Annotated in this window: 17 protein-coding genes; 7 read left to right on the plus strand and 10 right to left on the minus strand. The window is 65.6% G+C overall.

The genetic code is table 11. The features are described 5' to 3' along the window. Positions 1–2 precede the first annotated feature (2 nt). Positions 3–917 carry an acyltransferase gene (locus tag RS899_RS21095; RefSeq protein ID WP_233298977.1) on the plus strand — a complete coding sequence of 305 codons (915 nt, stop codon included), beginning with the start codon at positions 3–5 and terminating at the stop codon, positions 915–917. Positions 918–1,052: 135 nt separating this feature from the next. On the opposite strand, the gene RS899_RS21100 is transcribed toward RS899_RS21095, so the two are convergent. The 3 genes from RS899_RS21100 to RS899_RS21110 all read right to left on the minus strand — a co-directional run bounded on the left by RS899_RS21100 (position 1,053) and on the right by RS899_RS21110 (position 3,592). After that, positions 1,053–1,763, minus strand: a complete 711-nt coding sequence (locus tag RS899_RS21100; RefSeq protein WP_054908659.1) for an OmpA family protein — start codon at positions 1,761–1,763, stop codon at positions 1,053–1,055. Between the two features lie 84 nt (positions 1,764–1,847). After that, a complete protein-coding gene (locus tag RS899_RS21105; RefSeq protein WP_037012945.1) occupies positions 1,848–2,489 on the minus strand; it encodes an MBL fold metallo-hydrolase in 642 nt (213 codons plus the stop codon). Positions 2,490–2,572: 83 nt separating this feature from the next. Next, positions 2,573–3,592: an AraC family transcriptional regulator gene (locus RS899_RS21110; RefSeq protein WP_054908658.1), complete on the minus strand. Its 1,020-nt coding sequence runs from the start codon at positions 3,590–3,592 to the stop codon at positions 2,573–2,575. A gap of 121 nt (positions 3,593–3,713) precedes the next feature. On the opposite strand from RS899_RS21110, the gene RS899_RS21115 reads away from it, so the two are divergent. Continuing rightward, a complete protein-coding gene (locus tag RS899_RS21115) occupies positions 3,714–4,553 on the plus strand; it encodes a metal-dependent hydrolase (protein ID WP_024762671.1) in 840 nt (279 codons plus the stop codon). A gap of 318 nt (positions 4,554–4,871) precedes the next feature. On the opposite strand, the gene RS899_RS21120 is transcribed toward RS899_RS21115, so the two are convergent. Further along, complete coding sequence (locus tag RS899_RS21120; protein WP_054908657.1) at positions 4,872–5,810, minus strand: alpha/beta fold hydrolase; 939 nt, start codon at positions 5,808–5,810, stop codon at positions 4,872–4,874. A 163-nt stretch (positions 5,811–5,973) separates the two neighbouring features. Here RS899_RS21120 and RS899_RS21125 point away from each other — a divergent pair, with 163 nt between their 5' ends. After that, positions 5,974–6,843 (plus strand): hypothetical protein, encoded by an 870-nt coding sequence (locus RS899_RS21125; protein ID WP_313465604.1) that lies wholly within the window; start codon positions 5,974–5,976, stop codon positions 6,841–6,843. A 251-nt stretch (positions 6,844–7,094) separates the two neighbouring features. Here the strand turns inward: RS899_RS21125 and RS899_RS21130 are convergent, their stop codons facing one another. From RS899_RS21130 to RS899_RS21145, 4 genes are all read right to left on the minus strand, one after another. Next, positions 7,095–9,821 carry a LuxR C-terminal-related transcriptional regulator gene (locus RS899_RS21130; RefSeq protein ID WP_315807994.1) on the minus strand — a complete coding sequence of 909 codons (2,727 nt, stop codon included), beginning with the start codon at positions 9,819–9,821 and terminating at the stop codon, positions 7,095–7,097. Between the two features lie 235 nt (positions 9,822–10,056). Next, complete coding sequence (locus RS899_RS21135) at positions 10,057–11,424, minus strand: DUF1329 domain-containing protein (RefSeq protein WP_233298975.1); 1,368 nt, start codon at positions 11,422–11,424, stop codon at positions 10,057–10,059. Positions 11,425–11,579: 155 nt separating this feature from the next. Further along, positions 11,580–13,502: a DUF1302 domain-containing protein gene (locus tag RS899_RS21140; RefSeq protein WP_315807995.1), complete on the minus strand. Its 1,923-nt coding sequence runs from the start codon at positions 13,500–13,502 to the stop codon at positions 11,580–11,582. Positions 13,503–13,710: 208 nt separating this feature from the next. After that, the gene (locus tag RS899_RS21145; RefSeq protein WP_054908652.1) at positions 13,711–15,393 is read right to left on the minus strand and encodes a fatty acid--CoA ligase; all 1,683 of its coding nucleotides are present in this window, start codon (positions 15,391–15,393) and stop codon (positions 13,711–13,713) included. A 209-nt stretch (positions 15,394–15,602) separates the two neighbouring features. Between RS899_RS21145 and RS899_RS21150 the strand changes: the two genes are divergently transcribed. Continuing rightward, on the plus strand, positions 15,603–16,778 hold the full coding sequence (locus RS899_RS21150; RefSeq protein WP_315807996.1) for an acetyl-CoA C-acyltransferase: 1,176 nt from the start codon (positions 15,603–15,605) through the stop codon (positions 16,776–16,778). Between the two features lie 142 nt (positions 16,779–16,920). On the opposite strand, the gene RS899_RS21155 is transcribed toward RS899_RS21150, so the two are convergent. Continuing rightward, complete coding sequence (locus RS899_RS21155) at positions 16,921–17,547, minus strand: LysE family translocator (protein ID WP_315807997.1); 627 nt, start codon at positions 17,545–17,547, stop codon at positions 16,921–16,923. Between the two features lie 86 nt (positions 17,548–17,633). After that, positions 17,634–19,085, minus strand: a complete 1,452-nt coding sequence (locus tag RS899_RS21160) for a DUF1266 domain-containing protein (RefSeq protein WP_315807998.1) — start codon at positions 19,083–19,085, stop codon at positions 17,634–17,636. A gap of 219 nt (positions 19,086–19,304) precedes the next feature. On the opposite strand from RS899_RS21160, the gene RS899_RS21165 reads away from it, so the two are divergent. The 3 genes from RS899_RS21165 to RS899_RS21175 are packed head-to-tail and all read left to right on the plus strand — an operon-like array spanning position 19,305 to position 22,085. Further along, positions 19,305–20,270: a 2-hydroxyacid dehydrogenase gene (locus RS899_RS21165; RefSeq protein ID WP_315807999.1), complete on the plus strand. Its 966-nt coding sequence runs from the start codon at positions 19,305–19,307 to the stop codon at positions 20,268–20,270. Then, positions 20,267–21,031 (plus strand): DUF1835 domain-containing protein, encoded by a 765-nt coding sequence (locus RS899_RS21170; protein ID WP_315808000.1) that lies wholly within the window; start codon positions 20,267–20,269, stop codon positions 21,029–21,031. The genes RS899_RS21165 and RS899_RS21170 overlap by 4 nt, the downstream gene beginning before the upstream one ends. Before the next feature lie 52 nt (positions 21,032–21,083). Further along, entirely contained in the window at positions 21,084–22,085 is a 1,002-nt protein-coding gene (locus RS899_RS21175; RefSeq protein WP_315808001.1) for a class I SAM-dependent methyltransferase, read from the plus strand. The last annotated feature ends 73 nt before the right edge of the window (positions 22,086–22,158 follow it).

The following is a 22,158-nucleotide window of genomic DNA, read 5'->3' on the forward strand; positions in this document are numbered from 1 at the left end:
CGATGTTGAGTTTCCTCCCCCCGATCGTTCGCGGCGTGATCGCGAGCCTGCTGCTGTTCCTCAATACCGTTTGCTGGGCCACGCTGCTGCTCGGCATGACGCTGGTCAAGATCGTCCTGCCGTTCGCCGCGGCGCAGAGCGCTTGCAGCAAGATCATGAGCCTGATCGCCGAAAGCTGGATCGCCTGCAACAAAGGCTGGATGAACCTGGTGCGCAGCACTCACTGGAACGTCGAGGGCCTGCAGGGTCTGGTTTACGACCACTCCTACCTGGTCACCAGCAACCACCAGAGCTGGGTCGATATTCTCGTCCTGCAGTACCAGCTGAACCGCCGCGTGCCGCTGCTGCGCTTCTTCCTCAAGCAGGAGCTGATCTGGGTCCCGATCATCGGCCTGTGCTGGTGGGCGCTCGATTTCCCCTTCATGAAGCGCTACACCAAGGCCTACCTGGCCAAGTACCCGGAGAAGAAAGGCAAGGACCTGGAGACCACCCGCAAGGCGTGCGCCAAGTTCAGCCGCATCCCGGTGTCGATCTTCAACTTCCTCGAAGGCACCCGCTTCACCCAGGCCAAGCATGACGAACAGCAGTCGCCGTTCCAGCACCTGCTCAAGCCCAAGGCCGGCGGCATTGCCTTCGTCCTCGACGCCATGGGCGAGCAGCTCAAGACCCTGGTGAACGTCACCATCCATTACCCCGATGGCCGCCCGACCTTCTGGTGCCTGATGTCCGGCAAGCTGCGCTCGGTGGTAGTGCGCTTCGAAGAGCTGGAGATCCCGCGCCAGTTCATCGGCAAGAGCTACGACCAGGACGAGGGCTACCGCGCCGAGTTCCAGCTGTGGGTGAACCAGCTGTGGGAGCGCAAGGACCAGTTGCTGGCCCAGCTGCACCGGGAATTCCCGGCTGCTGCCAAGGCGTGAGCCGGCTTTTGTAGGAGCGAGCTTGCTCGCGAACAGGAACCGCTCGGTGCCATGCGGTTCGCGAGCAAGCTCGCTCCTACAGAAGAGCAAGAACGAAAAAGCCCGCCAATCGGCGGGCTTTTTCATGGGCGGTGCTTACTGCTGGTACTGCTGGGTCTGCGCCCCCGGCAGGGCCTTCAGGTTCACTTCCACGCGGCGGTTCTGGGCGCGGCCATTGACGTCGGCGTTGGAGGCCACCGGCTGGTCCGGGCCCATGCCACGGGTGCTGACGCGGGAGCCATCGACGCCCTGGGAGGTCAGGTAGCTCGCGACCGACTGCGCACGGCGCTGGGACAGGTCCATGTTGTGCTGGCGGCTGCCGGTGCTGTCGGTGTAGCCGACGATCTCGATGCTGTTCTGGTTGAACTCCTTGAAGGAGTTGGCCAGGTTGTTCAGCGGGGTATAGAAGGACGGCGCAATGTTCGCCGAGTCGGTGGCGAAGGTGATGTTGCCCGGCATGATCAGCTTGATGTCGTCACCCTGGCGCTCGACCTGCACCCCGGTGCCCTGCATCTGCTGGCGCAGCTTGGCTTCCTGCTTGTCGGCGTAGTAGCCGTAGCCTGCGGCCGCGGCGCCCACGGCGGCAGCGCCGATCAGCGCGCCCTTGCCACGGTTGTTGTGGTTGATCGCGGCGCCGGCCACGGCACCGGCCAGCGCGCCCAGGCCGCCGTACTTGGCGGTCTTGCTGACGCCGCCCTCGGCGGGCACCTGGGTGTTGGGATCATAGGGATTCTGGGAGGCGCAACCGGCCATGAGAGCAAAGGCGGTGGCAGCCGCGACCATGGACAGACTACGTGCGGTGAACATGACGGATGACTCCTCGAATAGCGAAACACCCGGTATCGGGCGGCAAGTTAGAGCTTAGGACGTGCAAATAATTCCCGAGCAACCTTAAGCACGGATGAAGGGATTTTCCCGCATCTCATCGCCCAGATTGGTATCGGGCCCGTGGCCTGTGACTACGGTAGCTTCTTCGTCCAGTGCATAGAGACGCTCGCGGATCGAACGCTCGATGGTGGCGTAATCCCCGCCCCACAGGTCGGTGCGGCCGATGCTGCGGCGGAACAGCGTATCGCCGGCGATCAGCAGCTTGTCCCTGGGGAACCAGAAACTCATCGAACCCGGCGTATGCCCCGGTGTGTGCAGCGCCACGCCGCAGCCACAGGCCAGCTCCTCGTCATCGGCCAACCACTGGTCGGGCGACGGGACGGGCGTATAGGGCACGCCGAACATGCGGCACTGCATTTCCAGGTTATCCCAGAGGAACTGGTCGTCCTTGTGCAGGTGCAGGGTCGCGCCGGTCTTTTCCTTCATCTGCCCGGAGGCGAGGAAGTGATCCAGGTGCGCATGGGTATGGATAATGCTGACCACCTTGAGCCCCAGCGCGTCGAGGCGTTGCAGGATGAGCTCGTGGTTGCCACCCGGATCGACGACGATGGCCTTCTTCGTCACGGGATCACCGATGATGGTGCAGTTGCACTGCAAGGGGCCGACAGGGAAGGTTTCGCGGATCAGGGCAGGCTGTTCGCTCATCGGGGACTCGCTGGGTTGCGGAAGTACACGACGCCCATTTTCGCTGATTCGCCCAGCCCTGGCGAGCCGGCCCGGTCGACGGTTCAGTCGCCCTGGCGGTAATCCGTGGGCAGCTTGCCGGTCCACTTGCGGAACGCCCGGCGGAAGTTCGACGGGTCGTTGAAGCCCAGCAGCAGCGCGATCTCGTAGAGCGGCAGGTGGGTCGTGGTGAGGTATTGCAGGGCCAGGCGCTTGCGCACGTCGTCGAGCACTTCCTGGTAGGTGGTGCCCAGGTTCGAAAGATGTCGACGCAGGCTGCGGCCGCTGGTGTGCAGGTCCGCCGCCACCGCCTCCAGGTCGGGAAACTCGCCGGGCCGCGCCAGCAGCAGGCGGCGGATGCGGGTCAGCAGGCCTTCCTGCACGTCCAGCGTGGCCAGCAGCGCCTCGCACTGCTGCTCGCACATCTGCACCGTGGCCGGGTTGGCCAGCGCCATGGGCCGCGCCAGGTATTCGCTGGGCAGGCCGATGAAGTGGAACGGCTGGTCGAACAGCACTTCCCCGCCGAATACCTCGGCGTAGCGCTCGGCGTAGTCCGGTTCGGCGTAGGCGAAGCCAACGCTGACGCCCTGCAGCGGCTCGCCCACCAGGAAGCGGGCGATGGTGTGCAGGCTGGTCATCAGGCCTTCGGCGGCGAAGCGGCTCGTCGGCCCGAGCGGAATCGACTCGCTGGCACGCAGGTAGGACACGCCGCCGTCTTCCACCATCTCCAGGTCGTAGGCCAGGCCCAGCACGCGGTAGTACTTCAGGGCGAAGGCGATGGCACGCTCGAGATTGGCGCTGGACAGCACCGCGTAGCCAAGGATGCCGTGGGTGGAGACGTTCAGCCGCTGCCCCAGCAGCAGGCCGAAGGCAGGTTCGTTGCAGTGCGCCAGGGCAGCGCTGGACAACTGGTGGAAATCGACGAAGGACAACCGACCGTTGGGGCTCTGCAGTACCTCGGGGCGCACGCGGGCCAGTTCGAACAGGCGCGCGCGCGGCACACCGAGCTCTTCGGCAAGGTCCAGGAGCGCCTGCGCATAGGCGACCGGTACCAGTTCGGCGGTGAAATTGAGCGGTTGCTTCATCGTTCTTCTTATGTTGACCGCTGGCCGGATATGACCGGAAAGTTGGCAGACAATAACCTTGTGACGCTTCCGCTACAAGCCCAGAGTAATGAACATGGACAACCACCACACTGGAGCCGCCATGGCCAGCACCACCCCCGCAGGACTGGAGATCAAGCCCCGGCACATGGACTTCGATCTGCCCGATCCGCTGCCGCGTCACTGGCACGGCGGAGACGCCTTCAAGTCCCATCTGTTCGACGCCATGTCGGTGCTCTTCCCCGACGGCGAGCGCTTCTTCATCGACTCGGTGCGGCAGTTCCGCGACCAGATCAGCGACCCGGTGCTGAAAGAGCAGATCCGCGGCTTCATCGGCCAGGAAGGTCACCACAGCCGCGAGCACCTGACCTACAGCCAGCGCCTGCGCGACCTGGGCTACGACGTCACCGCCATCGAGAAACGCGCCCAGGCGCGCATCCGCTTCACCCAGAAGAAGTTCCCTGCCAAGCGCCAGTTGGCCGCGACAGCAGCGCTGGAGCACATCACCGCGATCATGGCCAACGGGCTGCTGACCGACCCGCGCACCATGGAAGGCGCCGACCCGGTGATGCAGCGCCTGTGGCGCTGGCATGCACTGGAAGAAACCGAGCACAAGGCGGTGGCCTTCGACGTCTACAACCAGGTCTGCGGCAGCCGCAAGCTGCTGCGCCGGGCGATGCGCATGGCGACCTTCTTCTTCGTGCTGGATACCTTCCGCGGCCTGGTGCACATGCTCAAGGTGGACGGCCTGCTGTGGAACTGGCGCGTCTGGCGCGACGGCATCAAGTGGACCTGGGGCAAGCACGGCGTGTTCCGCCCGCTGCTGCGCGAGTACCTGGACTTCTTCAAGTCCGACTTCCACCCGTGGCAGCACAACAACCTCGATGTGCTCTACGAGGTGCGCAAGGAATACGACCCGCAGCCGCTGGCGCACGCTGGCTGATCCGCGCCTCGCTTCGAACACCGCCCCGCCCTGTCGGGGCGGTTTTGTTTCCAGTGCTGACCGCGGACTTCCCCGTAGGATGGGTGGAGCGAAGCGATACCCATGCTGTCGGCGCGCGGGAGCTGATGGGTATCGCTTCGCTCCACGCCATCCTACGAAAAGCGCTTGGGCAGGACCGTAGGGCGCATAACCTGGAACAGGTTATCCACCGGCCGTTGCATGGCGGATAACGCTGACGCGTTATTCATCCTACGAAAAGCAATTCGGCAGAACGAAAAGCCCGGCGCTTGGCCGGGCTTTTCATTGAGCAATCAACAGTCAGGCATGCAGGAAGCGCAGCGCGTCCGCTGCCGACTCCTCGGGGATTTCCTCCATCGGGATATGCCCCACGCCGGGATAGACCTTCACCTCGATCCCCGGTACGTCGCGCTGCCACATCGGAACATGGCGCGGCGAAATCCAGCGGTCGCGCTCACCCCACATCAGCAGGGTCGGCACCTTCAACGCGGCCACGCGGTTGGGGGTGGTGGGCAGCTCCTCGCGGTTCGCCTTCACCAGCACGCGGAAGATGTCGATCATCGCGCGGCGGTTACCCGGCCGGCGGCTGATGTCGTAGTAGCGATCGATCACGCCCGGTTTGATCTTGCGCGCATCGCCGTAGACTTCCTTGATGCCCTGGGCCACCAGGGCGCGCGGCATCCACATCGGCATCATGATGCCGGCGCCGGGCAGCACGGCGCTGGCGATCATCAACGGCACCTTCTGCATGTAGTAGCCGGCCGGGTCGATAAGGATCAGCCGCTCGACGCGGTGGGCGTTGGCCAGCGCGTAATTCCAGGCGATGTAGCCGCCTAGCGAGTTGCCGGCGATGGACACCTGCTTGAGGTCCAGGCGGTCGAGGAACAGGCCGAACACCTTCACCAGGCGCTCGCCGTCGTACTCGCGGTCCTGGCCGCCACCAGTGAGGCCGAAGCCGGGAACGTCGAGGCGGATGATGCGGAAGTGCTCGGACAACTCGGCGACCCAGCCGTCCCAGGTATGCAGCGAGGCCATCACGCCGTGGACCATCACCAGCACCGGTTTCTCGGGGCTGCCTTCGTCGCGGTAATGGATGTCGAAGCCGTCGACGTGGATGAACTTCGAACCGGACTCGGGCGAAGCGTAGCGTGCCTTCAGCGCAGCCAGCGGCAGGGGGCCGAAACCATAGCGGGCCAGGCCCTCGGCCAGCGGCGGTTGCACAGACAATGTGGCGGTCATGGACGAGTGACTCCCGTGCTTGTTGTTCTCAAGCCCGAATCACACCACAGCGCCCACGTCGCCGCGCCCAACCTAGGTAGTGTCGAGGCCCGTCACGGGATGACGCAGCCCGCTCACCCCGCTAACCTAGCCCGACCCGCCCTCGCGCAAGGAAAGCCCGTTCGTGCCGATCCTGACTCGCCGCTCGCTATGGCCGCTGGCCGTGCTGTTGCTGCTCCTGTGCCGCCCGGCCCTGTCCGCCGACCTCTATTACCTGGGCCAGAAGATTCCCGACATCCAGCGCAACTGGACCAGCGCCGACTACCAGGTGCTGATCGACGCGCTGAAGAAGATCGACGAGACCCAGGTCAACGGCCTGCCCCGGCGCAGCGGCGAGTTCACCGGGCCGATCTACCAGCGCATGGTCAGCGAGGAAAATTTCCGCCCGCAGCTGAACATCTACGCGCCACTGGAGCTGCGGCAGAACGAGGCACGCGAGGTGCTGTTCAAGCTCAAGGAGCTGATGCGCCTGTACTTCAACTTCCGCGCTGCCAAGCAGCCCTATGGCGCCGAGGCGTTGGGCCTGATGAGCTACTCGCTGCGCGAACAGGCGATCCTGTTCAACCTGACGGTGGAGTTCTGGATGACCCTGGCGCAGAGCGAGCAGCGCAACCCGGTGCGCCTGCAGGGCATGCAGGAAGCCAAGGCCGCCGCCTCGATGCTCACCAGCAGCGCCCTGGACTACCTCGGCCTGACTGCCCAGTTCGATCGCCAGGACCTGGTGCTCTACAGCGCCGAACTGGCCAAGCAACTGCCCGAGCTGTTCATCCACCTGCCGCCGGAAGTGCGCGTGCAGCTGCTGATGCGCGTGGATGAACTGGCGCAGAAGCACGCCTACCCGGAGGTGCGCGAGAACATGCGCGACCTGCTGCCGGTGCTGCAGGCGATCCAGGCGGATGTGCAGAAGCAACTGGCACCACCGGCCAAGGGCCAGCCGGCGCCAAAAGGGCTGGATCTGAGCGCGCCGGTGGAGGGAGAGAAGAAGGGGATGTAGTTCCACAGGGCGCGAGTGTGCACCTGGAGAGCTGAAGCCCAGTCTGGCATCGCACCTCTCCCTGAAGGGCGAGGGGGTTGTTCGGAAATACAGGGAGGATCGCGGCCCTGATGCAACTCTGGGGAACATCAGGGAGGCAGTGGAGGCAGGGCGGACAGAGGGTCAGTCCCCTCTCCCGCTTGCGGGGGTAGGCCAGGGAGCGGGAGCGCGGCCAGCCGACAAGCCGAAATCAACGACCTGCACCATCTCCCCTACCGCAGCAACCCCATCTCCTTCGCTCGCGCCACCGCCTGGGTACGACGTTCCACGCCAAGCTTGTCGTTGATGTGCCGGGCGTGGCTCTTCACGGTATGCAGGGAAATGAACAGGCGATCGCTGATCTCCTGGTTCGAGCAGCCCTGGGCGATCAGTTCCAGTACGGCCAGCTCACGGCCGCTGAGGCAATCGGTGAGCGTCGCGCTGCGCTCCGGCGCCGCTGGCAAGCGTTCACGCAGGGCCTCGATGGCTGGCGAGGTGACCCGCACGGCCAGTTGCTCGCGCAGCCATTCCGGATGTTGCTGCAGCGCTTCCTGAAGCGGGATCGTCAGGCCGGCGGCCAGGCCGCTCAGGCACTCGCCCAACTCGAAGGACGCCTCGCGCTCGCGGCCATCCTGCAGCAGCAAGGCAACCAGTTGGCCCTGGGCAAAGCGCGCCTGCAACTGCGCACCACCTTGCAGGGCGCCGCTGGCCACGGCTCGCAGGCGTGCCTCGGCCTCGGCCATGCGGCCTTCGCGGCGCTCCAGTAGGGCCTGGAGCATTTCCACATTGCGCGGCAGCTGCGGCGAGCATTCCGGCGGCGTGGCCGGCTCGGCGCCGGTGTAGGTGTCGCGCAGACGCTCCAGCCAGGCGCTGGCCAGTTCGACCTGGCCCTGGCCAAGCCAGAGCTCGCACTTGATCAGGGTAATGGCCGACAGGTAGTAGACCGGCGGCACGTCCCAGACGTGCATCATCCGCTCGACCTCGGCGAGGTGAGCGAAGGCACGGGTGTAGTTGCCCAGCCGCCCTTCCAGGCTGGCCAGCACGCAGAAGCCGATCACCAGGCTGATGTCGCGGCAGGCGCGGGCTTCCTCGATACCGGCCTTGAGGCACTTGCGCGCCTCGTCCGGTTGCAGTGCGAGGCTGCGCAGATAACCCTGGTAGAGCATCAATCGGCCGCGCACCGCGTAGCGCCGCTGCGAGGACAGACCGGAAAGCCGCGCCAACCCCTGGCGCACTTCGTCCTCGGCACGCAGCACTTCGCCGCGCGCTTGCAGGACGCGCGCACGGTCGTAATGCACCATGGCTTCGAACAGCGGATTGCCGAAGCGCTGCGCCAGCTCCAGCGCTTCTCGATTGAGGCCGCGCGCGCGCCACAGATCGTCGCGCACGATGGCCAGGTTGCTCAGCGTGGACAGGCACAACAGGCGCGGGCCGAAGCGTTCCGGGCCAAGGCCGTGCATGGCCTCTTCGCAGTGACGCTCGGCCGCATCGATCTCGCCGCGGCCACGGGCAATTACCCCGGCCAGAGCCTGCCATTGCGCGAGCAGATCGCGCTGGGCAGTGGCATCGGCGGCGGGCAGGAAACGCGACAGCTGCGCTGCCAGCTCCTCGGCCGCATCCAGCTGGCAGGCCAGCGCCAGCGCCCAGCTGTACAGCACGATCAGGCGCGGCGTGCTGGCCAGCAGGCTATCGGGCAGGTCCATCTTCCAGCGCAGCAGCGTGGCGACGTTCTGTTCGGCCAGCAGTTGTTCTTCGGACAGGCTCTGCACCAGGCTCGCCGCCACTTCCGGGTGGCCGGCGCGCAGGGCCTGCTCCACCGCGTCGTCGAACAGCCCCTGGGCACTGAACCAGCGGCACGCGCGCAGGTGCAGCGCGGCTGCGGACGGCCCGGAACCGGGCAGCGGGCGCGCCAGCAGCAGGTCGGAGAACAGGTGGTGATAGCGGAACCACTGGCCCTGTTCGTCCAGCGGCACCAGGAACACCTGATGCTGCTGCAGGTGGCGCAGGATGGAGGCGCTGTCATGGGAGTCGCGGAGGGAATCACACAGTTCGGCGGAAAAGCGCTCGAAGCGCGCGGTCTGCGCCAGGAATACCTGGACTTCCGGCGACTGCTTGTCGATCACTTCTTCCAGCAGGTAGTCACGGATAAGCTCCTCGGCGCCATGCACGGACAGGTCCGGCACGTTGGCCGCCAATTCGTCGCCGTGGGCCAGCAGCCACAGGCGCAGGCCGGCGATCCAGCCTTCGCTGCGCTCGACCAGGTTGTCCAGGGCATTGTCGTCGAGCTGCGCGCCGTTGGCGGAGACCAGCTGGGCGGTTTCCTCCACGGTCAGGCGCAGGTCCTGCTCGGTGAACTCCAGCAATTGCCGCGACAGGCGCAGGCGCGCCAGGTGCCAGTCCGGACGTTGACGGCTGGTGACCAGCACGACCAGGCCGGGGGGCTGGTGGTTGAGCAGGAATTGCAGGCAACGGTCGAGTACTGCGCCCTGGGCCAGGTGATAGTCGTCCAGCACCAGCAGCAGCGGGCGCTCGACGGACAGGCTGTCCACCAGTTCATCGAGCAGGTCATCGAGCCAGGCTTCGAAGGCAAAGGGCTGGTGGCGCTGGCGCATCTTCAGCAGGGCCAGGGCTTCTTCGCCGAGCGTGGGGAAATGCAGGCGCAGGCCTTCGAGCAGGCGTTCGAGGAAACGCCCGGGGTCGCTGTCCCTGGCACTGAGCCCCAGCCATAGACTGTGCCATTGGCTTTCCAGCGTCTGGCAGAACTCGATGGCGAGGGAGCTCTTGCCGAACCCCGCCGGCGCAGACACCAGTATCAGCCGTCCCTCCAGCCCTGCGACCATGCGCTGGCAAAGGCGCGAACGAGCAACATGGCCATGCGGCAGCGGCGGCCGGAAGAAGCGGCTGCCGGCCGTGCTGGGGGGAACATCGGTCAGTCTTGGCAGAGTCGAGAAGTCGGTCATCGGCCTGGCTCTTGCTCTAGCTCTTATCGCTATGTCGACGGAGGTCACACTGAGGACGGAGCCTAGCCCCTTGCGGGCGGGAATTGAAGCCGATTTTGTTACCTTTGCTCACAAGATGACTGGAAGGCGTCCGACATTCCCGCCTCCATTCATCTGACAGATGATGCCCCATAAAAAAACCGGCCCGAAGGCCGGTCTTTTTTTCACCGCGGAACCACCCGTGGGGATCGGGGGATCAGCGCACGCCTTCCTGGCGAAGCGCTGCCGGGGTGAAGTCGCTTTCCGAGGCGCTGTAGTTGAAGTCGTAGGCGGATTTCTCCTCGTTCTTCAGGCCCAGCACCAGGTAACGACCGGACAGCAGGTCATACAGGGTTTCCGCGGTGTACCACGGTACCTGGTAGTTGTAGTAGTACTGGTTGAACGCCTCGGCGACGCGCCACAGGGTGCCGCGACCGTCGTAGTGGTCGATCTCCACGGCCTGCCAGGTGTCTTCGTCGATGAAGAAGTCACGCTTGGCGTAGATGTGGCGCTCGCCCGGCTTCAGGGTGGCGGTCACGTGCCATACGCGGTGCAGCTCGTAGCGGGCCAGGTCCTGGTTCAGGTGGCCGGGCTTGATGATGTCCGAATACTTCAGCTTCGGATCGTCCATCTTGTAGTTGTTGTACGGGATGTACAGCTCCTGCTTGCCCACCAGTTTCCAGTCGTAGCGGTCCGGCGCGCCGTTGTACATGTCCAGGTTGTCGGAAGTACGCAGGCCGTCGGCGGCGGTACCCGGGCCGTCGTAGGAAACCTGCGGGGCGCGGCGTACGCGGCGCTGACCGGCGTTGTACAGCCACGCCAGGCGCGGTTCCTTCACCTGGTCGAGGGTCTCGTGCACCAGCAGCACGTTACCGGCCAGGCGCGCCGGAGCGGTGACGCGTTGCTTGAAGTAGAAGAGCACGTTGCTCGGCTTGCTGGCGTCGTAGTCCTTCAGGTCGGTGCGGAAGACGAATTCATCCTGGAAGTACACCAGCGAGTACGAACCGTTGACCTGCGGCGTGGCCTGGGTCACCAGACGACGCACGTGGCCGCCACGGTAGCGGGTGATGTGGTTCCAGATGACTTCCAGGCCGTCCTTCGGAATCGGGAAGGGGTTGGCCACCTGGAAGTTCTCCAGGCCGTTGCCGCCCTGCAGCAGCTTGGTGCTGGTGGCGTTCTTCTTGGTCGCCTCGAGCACGTTGGCCGGCACGGTGGCGGTGCGGTGCGTGGTGTACACCGGCATCTTGTAGGTATCGGGGTAGCGCTTGAACATGGCCTGCTGGCCGGGGGTCAGCTTGTCCTTGTACTGGTCCATGTTCTGCGCGGTGATGGTGAACAGCGGCTTCTCGCTGGCGAACGGATCACTGAGGAAGCCCTTGCTGTCGGCAGTGCCGGCGTTCTTGGGCAAGCCGCCGGTCCAGGCCGGGATGCTGCCGTCGGCGTTGCCGGCCTTTTCTGCGCCCATCGGAGTCAGGGTGGTGCCCAGCTTCGCCGCTTCATCGGCAGAGACGGCCGCCATCACCTGGGAGGCGATGAGGCTGAGCGCCAGGGCGCCCGTGTGCAGCAGGATCTTTGTTGTTCTCATTCGTTTATCGTCCTCGTTGAGTCTTTGCCCACCGCGGTGGCCGCGCTTGCAAACGCGGTTCGCGGGTCTTGTCTGCTGCTCGCGCGGGACGGGTCACCCCGCCCACGCGAATGGCCCGCCGCGCGGGCGGGCCGGTTGCCGGTTGAACGGCCGGCTTAGAAGGTCACACCGAAGCTGAGGCTGACGAAGTCGCGATCGTCGACGGTGGAGTACTTGCCGTCGAAGTAGTTGGTGTAGGCCAGGCTGGCGGTGTAGGTGTTCAGGTAGTCGGCGTCGATACCCAGGCTGACTGCCTTGCGGCCTTCCTCGAAGTTGCCGCCGGGGCCGGGGGAGTAACCGTCCACGTCGTGGGACCAGGCCACGTTGGGCTTGAGGTTCACACCGGCGAAGACGTCGTTGTAGTCCCAGATCGCACGGGCGCGGTAGCCCCAGGAGTCAGCGGTGGTGAAGCCGTCGCTTTCGCACTTGCGCGACAGGTTGTTCTGCGGACCGGAGCCCAGGGTGGACGCGTTGAGCGCCTCGCAGGTCGGGCGGCCGTTGAGGCTGCCGTTCAGCGGGCCCGGGCCGAACACGGGGTCACGGCCGTAGCGTGCATCGTTCTGGCTTTCCAGGCCACCCACGTGGGTCCAGCCGACTTCACCCACCAGGGTCAGACGCTCGGCGCCCATGACCTGGTCGAAGAAGTGGGTGAAGGTGGTCTGCAGTTGGGTGACTTCCTTGCGGCGGTAGCCATGCAGGTCCTGGCCGGCGGTGCCGGTCAGCACGGAGGCGTTGTCGTAGACGTGGTTGCCGCCGATGGACACCGGGTCGAGGCCGGAATACAGGATGTCGGTGGTGTTCAGCTGCACCGGTGCGTTCGGGCGGTAGCTGATCTCGCCCTGCCAGGCGGTACCGGTGGGCAGTGTGGTGGAGAAGCTCAGGCCGTACAGGCGGATGTCTTCGGGGTACTCGATGAAGTAGCTGGAATTGCCCGCCATCGCCGCCGCGCCGGCCTGGGCCGCCAGGGACGGGCTGATCGCCGCGATGTTGGTGATCAACTGGTTGATCTGCGCCACCTTGGCGGTGTCGGCGCCACGGCCGCTGAAGATCGGCAGGCGGCTGTGGTAGTTCATGTAGTAGCCGCCGAATTCTGTGTTCAGGCTGTCGGCGAAGTACTTCAGCGAGAAGCCGTACTGGCCGCTGTCGCGGGCGTCGCGGTCCGGACCGCGTTTGACCACGATACCTTCGTTCCACGGCGACGGGGTCAGGGCCAGGCTCGGGCCGAGCAGGGAGTTCAGGGTGTTGATCGAGGCCGGGTTGTTGGTCAGCACCGCCAGGTTCTGTGTGCAACCGTCAGCCACCACGTCAGGCTGCGAGAAGAAGGTGCCGCAGTTGTCGACCGCCGTCTGGTCCCACTCCAACTGGTAGAAGCCTTCGGCGGAGAGGTTCTCGGTGAGGTTCTGCGACAGGTAGAACATGTTCACCGGCACCAGGGCTTCCTTGATCTCGGAGCCCGGGCGGCGGAAGGCGGTGACGTCGAACGGGTTGATCACGCTGATGCCGTTCTGGATGAAGGTACTTTCACCCCAGTTCACCACCTGCTTGCCCAGGCGCACGGTGCCCGGCAGGTCGGCGATGTTGTAGTTGTGATAGATGAAGGCGTCGAGAATCTCACCGCCGGATGCCTGGGCGGCTTCCTTGCGGTTATGGTCGGAGAGCGGCTTGAACTCGGTATTTTCGTCCTTCTGCTCGAAGTCATACCAGTACTTGCCACGTACGAACACGCCGGTGTCGCCGTACTTGAGTTCAAGGTCGTGGATGCCCTTGAAGATCTTCGAGAAGGTCTTGCCGGCCTTGTAGTTCAGGTGACCATCGTCGGAGGTCTGGGACAGGCCCTTGCCGCCGTTGTTCACGCCGATGAGGTTGCTGTTCGGATTCTCAGTCGACCAACTGGCCCCCACGGACAGCGTCGAGTCGAACGAGCCTTCGATTTCCCCGATGTTGAAGCTGACAGCGGAAGCGGGAGCCGCCAGTGAAGAAGCCAGGCTGACTGCCAGCGGCAACCGTGCCAGGCGCCAGATATGTTGCATGGTTTTCATCGACGCTACTCCATGTGTTTTTTGTTATGAGTAGCGGCGACTATATCCAGCGTCCTACGGTGCTTGATCGCTCGAAAGTGTGATTTGTCTTACAAAGGCCCTGACTAGACGCTTGCGCAGAGCCCGAGATGGCGTGGTCACTGGGCTGCGCCGTGCCAAGCGCTTGCTTGGCACGGCCGCCCGCAAACCGTGACTTGCCGGTCGTCGGTCACACCGTGGAGAGGAAGGCGCTGCCGGCCTCCTGCCATTGGGCGATGTCTACCCGGATACGCTTCTTGTCGAGCTTGCCGACGCTGGTCTTGGGAACTTCAGTAACAATGGCGATCTGCGAGGGAATCGCCCACTTGTTGATGTTTCCCTGCTCGACGAAAGGCTTGAGGTGCTCGCGCAGCGCCTTGGCGTCCAGCGCCTGCCCCTCGCGCAGCACCAGCAGGGCGAACGGGCGCTCGCCCCACTGCGGATCGGGCACGCCGACCACCGCAACCTCGCGCACCGCCGGATGACGGCTGATGAGGTCTTCCAGCTCCAGGGAGGACAGCCATTCGCCGCCGGTCTTGATCACATCCTTGATACGGTCGCGGATATCGATGAAGCCCATGCCGTCGAGAGTCGCCACGTCACCGGTATGCATCCAGCCGCCAGCCCAGAGGTCTTCGCCCTTCTCCGGCTCACGGAAGTAGCCCTGCGTCAGCCAGGGCGCGCGCAGCACCAGCTCGCCCTGGGACTCGCCGTCGGCCGGGAGCAACTGGCCGTGCTCGTCCATGATCGCCGCTTCCACCAGTGGCACCGGCACACCGGCCTTGATGCGGTAGGTGGTGCGCTCATCCTCGCTACCGGCGCACAGTTCCTGGTTGAGGTAACCGCAGGAAATCAGCGGGCAGGTCTCGGACATCCCATAGGCGGCGGTGAGCTGGATGCCACGGGCCTTGGCGGCGTCGTACAGCGCGTGGTTCAGCGCGCTGCCGCCGATGATGATCTTCAGTCCGCCGAAGTCGTGGTCCTTGGCGCTGGCGGTGTTGAGCATCATCTGCAGGATGGTCGGCACGCAGTGGGAGAAGGTCACCTTCTCCTCGCGGATCAGCTTGCACAGCAACTCCGGCTCGTAACGCCCCGGATACACCTGCTTCACCCCCAGCATGGTCGCCACGTAGGGCACGCCCCAGGCATGGACGTGGAACATCGGGGTGATCGGCATGTACACATCATCCGTGCCCATCAGGCGGATGCTGTCCAGGCTGCCGATGGTCGCCGCCATGGCCAGGGTGTGCAGCACCAGTTGGCGGTGGGTGAAGTACACACCCTTGGGGTTACCGGTGGTGCCGGTGGTGTAGAAGGTGGTCGCCACCGAGTTCTCGTCGAAATCGGGGAACGCGTAGCGCGGGCTGGCGGCAGCCAGCAGCGTCTCGTACTCGCCGACACAGTTGGGCAGCGTGCTGGTCTTGTCCGCGCCGTCGGTGATCAGCAGGGTCTTTTCCACCGTGGTCAGTTGCCCGGCGATGCCCTGGTAGAGCGCGGCGAACTCGCTGTTGACCAGCACGAAGCGGTCGTCGGCGTGGTTCATGGTGTAGAGGATCTGGTCCGGCGAAAGACGGATATTGATGGTGTGCAGCACCGCACCGATCATCGGGATGGCGAACATGCACTCCAGGTAACGGTGGCTGTCCCAGTCCATCACCGCCACGGTGTCACCGGCCTTCACACCGGCCTCGGTCAGTACGTTGGCCAGCCGCGCCACGCGCTCGTTGAACGTGGCGTAGGTGTAACGCACGCTGTCGCGGTAGACGATCTCCCTGCCCTTTTCATAACGGCTGCCGGACAGCAGCAGGCTCTTGATCAACAACGGATACTGATAGGCGTTCTGGGCAGCAGGGATGACGCGGGTTTTCAGCATGGCGTGCGCACTCTCAAGGCTGGATTTCGAGTTGAGTCTCATCAGGATGAGACCGACTCTAGAGCGCTGCGCCGAGCCATTCATCAGTCAAAAGAGTGATTTGCCGATGACTCTTTGGCGACATCCGGTCACGCGGTAGAATCCTGACGCCCGGCCGTTCACGGCCGGTACCCAGATAGCGCATCACAACAAGAGCGAAGAGGTTATTCATGTCCGAGATCGTCATCGTCAGCGGCGCCCGTACTCCCATGGGCGGCTTCCAGGGCAGCCTGTCCGGCGTTTCCGCCGTCGACCTGGGCGCCATCGCCATCCGCGAAGCCATTTCCCGTGCCGGCATCCAGCCCGAAGACGTGCAGGAAGTGATCATGGGCAACGTGCTGCCCGCCGGTCTGAAACAGGGCCCGGCCCGCCAGGCGTCGCTGAACGCCGGCCTGCCTGCCGCCACCGGTTGCACCACCATCAACAAGCTCTGCGGCTCGGGCATGAAGGCCGTCATGCTGGCCCACGACCTGCTCAAGGCTGGCAGCAACAGCGTAATGGTCGCCGGCGGCATGGAAAGCATGTCCAACGCCCCCTACGTGATCGAGAAGGCCCGCACCGGCCTGCGCATGGGCCATGGCGAGATCAAGGACCACATGTTCCTCGACGGCCTGGAAGACGCCCGCACCGGCCGCCTGATGGGCTCCTTCGCCCAGGAAACCGCCGACAAGTACAACGTGACCCGCGAAGAGATGGACGCCTACGCCATCGAATCCCTGCAGCGCGCCCAGGCCGCCATCAAGGACGGCTCGCTGGCTTCGGAAATCGTCCCGGTCACCGTCACCACCCGCAAGGGCGAGACCGTGGTGAAGGACGACGAGCAGCCGCTGACCGCCAACCTGGACAAGATCCCCGGCCTGCGCCCGGCCTTCCGCCAGGACGGCACCATCACCGCGGCCAACGCCAGCTCCATCTCCGATGGCGCCTCCGCGCTGGTCCTGATGACCGCCGAAGAAGCCGCCCGCCGCGGCCTCAAGCCGCTGGCGAAGATCGTCGCCCACGCCACCCAGAGCCAGGACCCGGCCGAGTTCACCCTGGCTCCGATCGGCGCCATGACCAATCTGTTCAAGAAGGCGGGCTGGAGCAAGGACGACGTTGACCTGTTCGAGATCAACGAAGCCTTTGCCATGGTCACCATGCTCGCCATGCGCGAACACGGCCTGGACCACGCCAAGGTCAACGTCTACGGCGGCGCCTGCGCCCAGGGCCACCCGGTCGGTTCCACCGGCTCGCGGATCATCGTCACCCTGATCAACGCCCTGCAGAAGAAGGGCGGCAAGCGTGGCGTCGCCTCGCTCTGCATCGGTGGCGGCGAAGCTACCGCGGTGGCGATCGAACTGGTCTGATCGTTACTCCAAATGAAAAAGGGGCGCCTCGGCGCCCCTTTTTCATTTGGAACAAAGCATTCCTGTAAAAGCGAGCTTGCTCGCGAACCGCTTCGACGTGAATTTGGTTCGCGAGCAGGCTCGCGCCTACGAAAAGCCGCGTTCAGCGCAACTCGGTGAAGGCCAGCTTGATCCCCAGGCCGATCAGAACCACGCCCATCACCCGGTCGAACCAGTGGCCCATGCGGGCGAAACCGGCGCGCACGCGTTGCTGGCTGAACAGCAGCGCCACCAGGCAGAACCACACTGCCGTGGCGCAGGCCAGGTACACGCCATAACCGGCCTGGACCAGCAGCGGCGTATGCGGGTTGATCACCACGGTGAACAGCGAAAGGAAGAACAGCGTGGCCTTGGGATTCAGGCCGTTGGTGACGAAACCGGCGACATAGGCACCGCGAGCCGTACGAGCGACCGGAGCCGCAATAGTCTCTGTCGCCGGGTCAGCCGGGCGCGCCCGCAGCGCCTTGAAGCCGATGTACAGCAGATAGGCTGCCGCCAGCCATTTCAGCGCGTTGAACAGCACGATCGACTGCGACACGATCAGGCCGATGCCGAGCAGCGAATAGGTGACGTGGAGAAAGATCGCACTGCCCACGCCCAATGCCGTCCAGGTGCCGGCGCGGCGGCCGTGGGTCACGCTCTCGCGTACCACCACGGCGAAATCCGGGCCGGGGCTGGCCACTGCCAGCAGGTGAATGAACGCCACCGTGAGAAATTCCGCCCAGTACATCGCACCTCCAAACAACCGCCGAGAAAAGCTCATCTTCTATACGAATCGACGGGCCACCGACAAGCCGCTGGCAGGGCACACGGAAGCTAGTGCGCGCCGGCGTGACCAAGACCGTGCAGCAGCGGAAGCTGACGCAGCGGGCAGGCCTGCCAGGGCGAGAGATAGTCGGCGAAAGGGCTGATTCCGTCGAGCAACTCCATGCCACTGCGGATGAGGCGCTTGCCGACCTCCCAATTCTCGTTGGCCAGGGCATGGCCGAGCACCATCGAGATCAGGTATTGCTCCCAGCAATCGAACGCCGCACGGGCCTGACGAGCCATGTGGCGCAAGGCATTCCAGAGCGCCTCTTCGTCCAGCAACCCGGCGCTGAAGGCCAGCCGTGCACCGAAGGCTGCACGTTCCAGATCGTAGGCCAGCAGGGTCTGGCAGCCCTCGATCAACTCCGGATCGTGCCCGGCCTTGAGCAGTGCCCGCCGCGCCTGCTCGAAGCGCGCCCCACGGGCCACTCCGCCAGATTGCCGCTTACCGCCCACGGTGCCGGATTGCCCAAGCAAGGGGTCCAGCTTCCGTCGGCTGCCATGGCCCATCAGCCACTCCATGCGCTGGAGAACCCCATTCCGGTCGGTGGCGTTCCACCGTTCGGCGAGCCAGGCCCGGTTCAGTTCCCGTTCATGGTCCGCAATTGCCAGGGCATCGGCACGCACGCCGCCGCTGGTGGCGATCAGCGCGCCGAAGGCCAGCAGCGCCTGTCGCGCAGGAAGGCCAAGCCCTTCGACCGCGTGTTCCGAGTGCAGGACCACCTCGGCCACCTGTATGCCCGCCAGCGGATGTGCCCACCACAGGCCAGCCACCGCAACGCCTCCGCGCTTGCCCCCCATGAGTTCCCTGAACGCGCGGATCGCCAGCGATGTGTGTTGCCCGCCGCGCAGCAGGGTTGCCCGTCCCAGCACGAAAGAGGCGGCGTAGGCCTGCCAGTCGGCGAAGGTGCGGATCGCCGCATCGGCAACCCAGGCCAGGGTCAGCCAGGCCTCGGCTTCGGTGAGGTATCCACAGGCACGGCAGCGCCGCGCCAGCCAGGCGATTCGTTCGTAATCATGGGCGGCCATCGACACGTGGCACGGCAACGTCAGGCCGGCCTTGCCCCAGGCCTGCTTCGCCCGCAGCCAACGCAGCCGCTGCTCACCGTCGAAGGCGCTGGACTCGTTGCGCTGCAGGCGCTGAAAGTCGCCGTCCAGTTGCTGGCCATGGGCTTCGAGCAACATGTTCTGCAAGGTGCTGCGAGCCGAACCGGCATCGCCGATGCCCCAGCATTCCCCCAGTTCCCTGGCCAGAGCGGCCGCGACCTCAGAGCGCTCGCGAACCAGCGAGTGACCAACCGCCCCATTACAGGCAGCCATCAGTGCGCCGAAGCACAGCAGGGCCTCGGGGCCAGCCGAAGGGCTCGGCCGGCGTCGCCGCGCCCGTGGGTCAGGGGGCTGCGCAGCACCGCGCAGCCCTGCCCGAATGGCTGTGAGGCTGGAAAGAATCCATCCCATCATCACGACGCACCTCAATATTTCGATCGGTGCAATCTACGAAGCCGTTGGCGGATAGCGGATGAGGGAAAACTGAAACGCCTGTCAGATTTTTCAATCAAACATCTACCATAAGTGCAAGGCAGCCCAGCCGTGTGCTCGCGGGAAGCCAGGGTTGTCCGCGGCGGCGGTTGTGCCGAGAATCCCCTTCATCCCGCCCTTCCGATCAAGGTGTCATCGCTCATGAATCCTGCTCGCGCCGTCTTCCTCGACCATGCCTCCCTCGACCTCGGTGACCTCGACCTCGCGCCGCTGCGCGCGCCCTTCGGCGAACTGGTCCTGCACGGGCGCAGCGACGCGCAGCAGGTGGCCGAGCGGCTGCAGGGCGCACAGGTGGCGATCAGCAACAAGGTGCGCATCGGCGCCGAGGTGTTCGCGCAATGCCCGGACCTCAAGCTGATCCTGGTGGCCGCCACCGGCACCAACAACGTCGACCTCGAAGCCGCACGCCAGCACTGCGTGACCGTGAGCAACTGCCAGGGCTACGGCACCCCGTCAGTGGCCCAGCACACCCTGATGCTGCTGCTCGCCCTGGCCACCCGCCTGCCTGACTACCAGGCAGCCATTCGCGAAGGCCGTTGGCAGAAGGCACCGCAGTTCTGCCTGCTGGACTTCCCCATCGTCGAACTGGAGGGCAAGACCCTCGGCCTGCTCGGCCACGGCGAACTGGGCGGCGCGGTGGCGAAGCTGGCCGAAGCCTTCGGCATGCGCGTGCTGCTCGGCGCCCTGCCCGGCCGCCCGCCGCGCGCCGATCGCCTGGCGCTGGACGAACTGCTACCACAGGTGGATGCCCTCACCTTGCACTGCCCGTTGACCGACGCCACGCGCAACCTGATCGGCCAGCGCGAACTGGACCTGATGAAACCCAACGCCTTCCTGATCAACACCGCCCGCGGCGGGCTGGTCGACGAGCAGGCGCTGGCCGGCACCCTGCGCCGCGGCCACCTGGGCGGTGCCGCGTTCGACGTGCTCAGCGTGGAACCGCCGAAGGACGGCAACCCGCTGCTGGCCGGCGATATCCCGCGCTTCATCCTTACCCCGCACAGCGCCTGGGGCAGCCGCGAGGCCCGGCAGCGCATCGTCGGCCAGTTGAGCGAAAACGCCGCCGGCTTCTTTGCCGGCGAGCCGCGCCGGGTGGTGGCGCCATGAGCCTGCACCTGGTTTGCGGCGACGGCGCCGCCGATGCCCTGCGCCGCGCGGTCGAAGCAGGCGTGCTGACCGAGAAAAAAATCCGTGTGATGCCGGACGACCTGGCCGTCGGCCCGCTGAGTGACGTCGACACCCCGCCCTGCCAGCAACGCGCCGCGTTCTGGCACGAACTGGGCGGCGAGGCCCTGCAGGACAGGGAAATCGCCCTCGAACTGGCCACCGAAGTGAACTGGCTGCGCAGCCCCGACGTACCCGCCGTCACCCTCTGGCACGGCGACAGCGCCAGCGAGCAATTGCTGCTGCGGCGCGTCTGCGCGCTGCTACCCGCACACGTCACCCTGCGCAGCGTTGGCGCCGGCAGCGGCCAGTGCCGCAGCGAGGACCGCCACGCCATCGCCATGCTCAAACCCGAAGAACTGGCCAACGCCCTGGCCGGCAGTCATGAACTGGAAGCCGCGGAACGCCAGCGCCTGGGCGCGGACTGGCAGCGTGCGCTGCTTGAAAACGCCGAGTTGCGCCTGTGGCTCGATGGCCAGTTGAGCGGCACCGGTTACGCACATATCGACCGCATCCTGCTGGACAGCGCCAGCGAGTCCTGGCGCCCGGTGCAATCGCTGATCGGGCCGACCATGGCCTACGTCGACGGCCTGTTCGTCAGCGACCTGCTGGCCGCCTGGCGCCTGCGCGCACAAGTCGCGGCCGGCGCGCTGGAACTGCGTGGCGAGGACTTCTGGAAGAACGCCGAGGTGCGGCTCGCCTAGGCTCGGCCGCGGCAGCCCTGCTAAACTCGCGCCCTTTTTTCGAGGAGGCCGCATGTCCAACGCCCCCACCAGTGAAGTGCTGCTGCGCCAGATCGAGCGCTTCCAGGGCCGCGTCCTGCTCGCCGGCCTGCCCGCCGACGCCCTGCTTGGCGACCTGCCGCAGGCGCAAGGCTGGAGTTGGCACGCCGGCGAGGCCCGGCAGCTCGAAGCCCGCTACGCCGACCGCTGCCACTTCGGCGCCACACCGCCCGAAGGCCAGTTCGACGCCGCGGTGCTGTTCCTGCCCAAGTCCCGCGAACTGACCGATTACCTGCTGGCCGCGCTGGCCAGTTGCGTGCCGGACGGCGAGCTGTACCTGGTCGGTGAGAAGCGTGCCGGCGTCGAGCGCGCCAGCAAGCAGCTCGGCGAATTCGGCCGCGCCAGCAAGCTCGACAGCGCTCGCCACTGCCAGCTGTGGCACACGCACATCGACGGCGCCCCGGCAGCGCCTGACCTGCATGCCCTCGCGCAACGCTATGAACTGCCGCTGGCGGACGGCCCGCTGCACGTCATTACCCTGCCGGGCGTGTTCAGCCATGGCCGCCTGGATCGCGGCAGCGCCCTGCTGCTGGAGCACCTGGACAAGCTGCCCGTCGGCCACCTGCTGGACTTCGGCTGTGGCGCCGGCGTGCTCGGCGCGACGCTCAAGCGACGTTATCCACAAAGCCGGCTGACCCTGCTGGACGTCGACGCCTTCGCCGTCGAAAGCAGCCGCCTGACCCTGGCTGCCAACGGACTGGAAGGCGACGTGATCGCCGGCGACGGCATCGACGCCGCGCCAAGCGAGTTGGCCGCCATCGTCACCAACCCGCCCTTCCACCAGGGCGTGCACACCAGCTACGCCACCACCGAACACCTGCTGCGCCAGTCGGCGCGCCACCTGGCGCCCGGCGGCGAGCTGCGCCTGGTGGCCAACAGCTTCCTGAAATACCCGCCGCTGATCGAACAGCACCTGGGCCCCTGCCGTACCCTGGCCGAGGCCGACGGCTTCCGACTCTACAGCGCCCGGCGCTGATCCCAGGCTCGCACTACACTCCACCGAGCCTGCCCGGATCGGCGCATCGCCGCTCGCCCTGAAATATCGAGGA

Origin of the sequence: Pseudomonas sp. C9-3 (genome assembly GCF_032392015.1) — a bacterium.
Taxonomy (GTDB): Bacteria; Pseudomonadota; Gammaproteobacteria; order Pseudomonadales; family Pseudomonadaceae; genus Pseudomonas; species Pseudomonas nitroreducens.

Bases quoted from the DNA above. Each gene is read 5' to 3' on its own strand.
- RS899_RS21095 (WP_233298977.1), top strand. From the start codon at position 3: ATGTTGAGTTTCCTCCCCCCGATCGTTCGCGGCGTGATCGCGAGCCTG.
- RS899_RS21100 (WP_054908659.1), bottom strand. From the start codon at position 1,763: ATGTTCACCGCACGTAGTCTGTCCATGGTCGCGGCTGCCACCGCCTTT.
- RS899_RS21105 (WP_037012945.1), bottom strand. From the start codon at position 2,489: ATGAGCGAACAGCCTGCCCTGATCCGCGAAACCTTCCCTGTCGGCCCC.
- RS899_RS21110 (WP_054908658.1), bottom strand. From the start codon at position 3,592: ATGAAGCAACCGCTCAATTTCACCGCCGAACTGGTACCGGTCGCCTAT.
- RS899_RS21115 (WP_024762671.1), top strand. From the start codon at position 3,714: ATGGCCAGCACCACCCCCGCAGGACTGGAGATCAAGCCCCGGCACATG.
- RS899_RS21120 (WP_054908657.1), bottom strand. From the start codon at position 5,810: ATGACCGCCACATTGTCTGTGCAACCGCCGCTGGCCGAGGGCCTGGCC.
- RS899_RS21130 (WP_315807994.1), bottom strand. From the start codon at position 9,821: ATGACCGACTTCTCGACTCTGCCAAGACTGACCGATGTTCCCCCCAGC.
- RS899_RS21135 (WP_233298975.1), bottom strand. From the start codon at position 11,424: ATGAGAACAACAAAGATCCTGCTGCACACGGGCGCCCTGGCGCTCAGC.
- RS899_RS21140 (WP_315807995.1), bottom strand. From the start codon at position 13,502: ATGAAAACCATGCAACATATCTGGCGCCTGGCACGGTTGCCGCTGGCA.
- RS899_RS21145 (WP_054908652.1), bottom strand. From the start codon at position 15,393: ATGCTGAAAACCCGCGTCATCCCTGCTGCCCAGAACGCCTATCAGTAT.
- RS899_RS21150 (WP_315807996.1), top strand. From the start codon at position 15,603: ATGTCCGAGATCGTCATCGTCAGCGGCGCCCGTACTCCCATGGGCGGC.
- RS899_RS21155 (WP_315807997.1), bottom strand. From the start codon at position 17,547: ATGTACTGGGCGGAATTTCTCACGGTGGCGTTCATTCACCTGCTGGCA.
- RS899_RS21160 (WP_315807998.1), bottom strand. From the start codon at position 19,085: ATGATGGGATGGATTCTTTCCAGCCTCACAGCCATTCGGGCAGGGCTG.
- RS899_RS21165 (WP_315807999.1), top strand. From the start codon at position 19,305: ATGAATCCTGCTCGCGCCGTCTTCCTCGACCATGCCTCCCTCGACCTC.
- RS899_RS21170 (WP_315808000.1), top strand. From the start codon at position 20,267: ATGAGCCTGCACCTGGTTTGCGGCGACGGCGCCGCCGATGCCCTGCGC.
- RS899_RS21175 (WP_315808001.1), top strand. From the start codon at position 21,084: ATGTCCAACGCCCCCACCAGTGAAGTGCTGCTGCGCCAGATCGAGCGC.